4 protein-coding genes are annotated in these 3,341 nt (G+C 69.6%); all 4 read left to right on the forward strand.

The genetic code is table 11. The annotated features are described in order from the left end of the window. Positions 1-36 precede the first annotated feature (36 nt). The 4 genes from ACIBB8_RS37640 to ACIBB8_RS37655 are packed head-to-tail and all read left to right on the forward strand — an operon-like array spanning position 37 to position 2,809. Entirely contained in the window at positions 37-204 is a 168-nt protein-coding gene (locus ACIBB8_RS37640; protein ID WP_398959896.1) for a hypothetical protein, read from the forward strand. 37 nt (positions 205-241) lie between these two features. Next, complete coding sequence (locus tag ACIBB8_RS37645) at positions 242-412, forward strand: hypothetical protein (protein ID WP_398959898.1); 171 nt, start codon at positions 242-244, stop codon at positions 410-412. Beyond that, positions 412-2,298, forward strand: a complete 1,887-nt coding sequence (locus ACIBB8_RS37650; RefSeq protein WP_398959900.1) for an ABC transporter ATP-binding protein — start codon at positions 412-414, stop codon at positions 2,296-2,298. The genes ACIBB8_RS37645 and ACIBB8_RS37650 overlap by 1 nt, the downstream gene beginning before the upstream one ends. 25 nt (positions 2,299-2,323) lie before the next feature. After that, positions 2,324-2,809: a S26 family signal peptidase gene (locus tag ACIBB8_RS37655; protein ID WP_398959902.1), complete on the forward strand. Its 486-nt coding sequence runs from the start codon at positions 2,324-2,326 to the stop codon at positions 2,807-2,809. Positions 2,810-3,341: the final 532 nt, after the last annotated feature.

Here is a 3,341-nt window from a genome sequence, read left to right on the forward strand (position 1 = left end):
ATGGTCCGGTCTTCACCCCTACGACGGAGGTCCACGATGACCCGTGTGATCGGCACGATGGGCGACAAGCTGCTGAGCAAGCTGCTGAAGGAGGACCGGGCCGGCGCCTGTGTCCCGGAGCACGGCAGCTTCTGCAAGTGCGTGAACCACGTCCGGTACATCTACAGCTGCAACGGCCCCTGCGTGAAGAGCGGCAGCTGCTGACCCACGCCCCATCCCATTGCGTAACCAGGAGGTAGGCATGAGGCGAATGATCGGCACGATGGGCGACCGGCTGCTGCGGCTCGTACTCAACGAGCAGCGCGCGGGGGCCTGCGTCCCCGAGGTGGGACAGCTCTGCTATTGCAAGGGTGGATACCAGTACCGATTCGCCTGTAACGGCGTGTGCACCAAGCGCACCAACACGTGCTGATGACGCACTCCGACCCACCCGCCGGTTCCCCGGAGGCGGCCTCGCCTCCGGGGAACCGGCTGCGAGCCCGCGCCGCGTGGGCGGCGGTCGCCCTCCAATTCCGCGCCACGCCCGCCGGCGCCTCCCTGCTGTTCGGTGTGACCGTGGTAGTCGGGGTGACACCGGCCGCGGCCGCCTGGGTCGCCAAGCTGCTCTTCGACGAACTCGGCCGCGGTTCGCAGGCCGACGCGCGGCACGCCGTCAGCCTCGGCATCGCCATGGCCGCGCTGGGTGCGCTCTCCGCCGTTCTTCTGCAACTAGCCGGGTATCTCGATGAGTTGGTGCGCAGACGGCTCGTCGTCGAAGTCGAACGGACCCTGTTCGCCAAGGTCGACGAGTTCCACGGACTGAAGCGGTTCGAGGATCCCGCGTTCCACGACCGGCTGCGGCTCGCCCAGCAGGCCTCGGAGGACGCGCCGCACAACATCACCATGTTCACACAGGAGGCCGTACGTTCGGTGGCCGCGGTCAGCGGCTTCACCGGCGCCCTGCTCGCCGTCTGGCCTCCGATGGTGGGCCTGCTGTTCCTGGTCGGCGCCGCCGCACTGCTGGCCCGGCTCTCACTGGCCCGCCGCCAGGTGGTGGTCTGGGAGCTGACCTCGGCCCGGCTGCGCCGGCACCTCTTCTACCGCTCGCTGCTGACCGACCCCCGCGCCGCCAAGGAGATCCGGCTGTTCGGCCTCGGCGGCTTCCTGCACGGCCGGCTGGTCCGCGCGCTGAGCGACGCCACCGAGGCCGAGCTCGCGGTGGCGCGGCGTGGAGCCCTGGTGCAGTCGGGCTTCGCCGCGCTCAACGCCCTGGTCGCCGGGATCGGTACAGTCGTCGTGGTCGCGGGCGCGGCCCACGGCAGATTCACAGTGGGGGACGTGACTCTGTTCATCGCCGCCGCCGCGGGAGTGCAGGGGGCGTTCACCGGGATCGTGCTGCAGGCCGGATCGGCCGCGGAAGGCGTCCGGCTCTTCGGCAACTATCTCGATCTGCTTGACACCCCCGACGACCTGTCCCGGGGCGAGGCTCCCGCGCCGGCACTCACCGGACGAATCGAACTGCGGGATGTCTGGTTCCGCTACGACACCTCCGGCCCCTGGGTACTGCGCGGGGTGAACCTGACCGTCCCCGCAGGCACCGCGATGGGCCTGGTGGGCCGCAACGGCGCCGGCAAGAGCACCCTCATCAAACTGCTCTGCCGCTTCTACGACCCCGAACGCGGCGCGATCCTCTGGGACGGCACCGACATCCGGACCATGGACGTGGCCGAGCTGCGCCACCGGATCGGCGTCACATTCCAGGACTACATGACATACGACCTCACGGCGGCCGAGAACATCGGCATCGGTGATCTGCCGCACCGCGAAGACCTGGAGCGGATCCGCGACAGCGCGGCGCTCGCCGGCATCGACACGACCCTGCGGAACCTCCCCGCCGGATACGAGACCCAGCTCAGCCGGGTCCACCTCGACGAGGAGGACGGCACCCCCGGGATCACCCTCTCCGGCGGCCAGTGGCAACGGGTCGCGCTGGCCCGCTCGCTCATGCGCGGCAACGCCGATCTGCTGATCCTGGATGAGCCCAGCTCCGGCCTGGACCCGGAGGCCGAACACGAAGTGCACCGCACACTCAGCGACCACCGCCGGGAACGGACCGCGCTGCTGGTCTCGCACCGGCTCGGAGCCCTACGCGAGGCGGACACCATCGCCGTGCTGGTGGACGGCAGGATCGCCGAACTCGGCTCCCACGACGAGCTGATGGCCCTGGGCGATGGACACTACGCCCGGCTGTTCGGCCTGCAGGCCGCGGGTTATACCGAGAGGGGCAACCGGACCAGGACCACGGAGGCGGCCACATGAGCCGTCTAAAACGGAAGGCGGTCACATGACGGGTATCGGGCGGACAACGGTGGCGATGGCAGCGGGCGCTGGCATGCTGCTCCTTTCCGTACGCGTACTGCGTTCACGCATCGCGCTCATCAGGGTCACCGGGTCGAGCATGGCCCCGACCTTCGCGGACGGCGACCGGCTGCTGGTCCGCCGCACCGCGCGCGTGCGGCGCGGCGACGCGGTGGTCTTCCGCAACCCCCTCCCCTTCGCCAACGGCGACGAACCGCTGGCCTGGCTGGTCAAGCGGGTCTCCGCCCTGCCCGGCGATCCCGTGCCACCCGACGTGCGCGACATCGTCGGGGCCCCGGACGGCGGACTGGTGCCGTCAGGTTCACTGATCGTCCGGGGCGACGCCGCCCGCACACAGGATTCCCGCCACTTCGGCTACGTCCCCGAGTCGTCCCTGCTCGGCGTAGTGCTCACCCGCCCAACTGTTCTCGTTCGGAGTCCTGTTCGACCGCTCCCGAATGCGGCCGACTGACTCCGCCCCGTCCCGGTCGGGACTCCGCCCCGTCCCGGTCGGGACTCCGCCCGGAGGGCAGCCGGCATCGGGGATGCTCGGAGAACCTCCATTGACTGCATCCACCTGCCGGATGCCTGACCCACGCGATAAACCGCGGTTCACGGCGGTGTCCGCTCGGCACGCTTACGGCCTCCCCTGCGATGGGGAGTGGATCGGCGAGCGGCGTCGTGCGGCTTCGATGGCAAGGCGGAGGACGGAGTCGACGCGGAGGGGGCACCTCCCACGCCCTTAAGGCTGTGGGGGAGTCGGTGACCGACGACAACGCCGAAGGGGGCCCCTCCCTGCTCGAGCGAAGCCGAGAGCTTGGGGAGCAGTCGCAGGGCGCCGGGAGCCCACTCCTTCGTCGAAATGGCCACCGTGATGGTCAATGAACATGAAACACATGCGCAGACAAGGCAGTTGTCGCCTACGGGACGGATCTACGGACCCGTCCCGAGGTACGTGGGGCGCCGTCGTCGAACAGCGTGCCCAGCTCGTCCGTGAAGATCAC

The sequence above is a fragment of the Streptomyces sp. NPDC051286 genome, assembly GCF_044455345.1.
Classification (GTDB): Bacteria; Actinomycetota; Actinomycetes; order Streptomycetales; family Streptomycetaceae; genus Streptomyces.

Excerpts from the sequence above, each read along its gene's own strand:
- ACIBB8_RS37645 (WP_398959898.1), top strand. The coding sequence starts at position 242 with ATGAGGCGAATGATCGGCACGATGGGCGACCGGCTGCTGCGGCTCGTA.
- ACIBB8_RS37655 (WP_398959902.1), top strand. The coding sequence starts at position 2,324 with ATGACGGGTATCGGGCGGACAACGGTGGCGATGGCAGCGGGCGCTGGC.
- ACIBB8_RS37650 (WP_398959900.1), top strand. The coding sequence starts at position 412 with ATGACGCACTCCGACCCACCCGCCGGTTCCCCGGAGGCGGCCTCGCCT.
- ACIBB8_RS37640 (WP_398959896.1), top strand. The coding sequence starts at position 37 with ATGACCCGTGTGATCGGCACGATGGGCGACAAGCTGCTGAGCAAGCTG.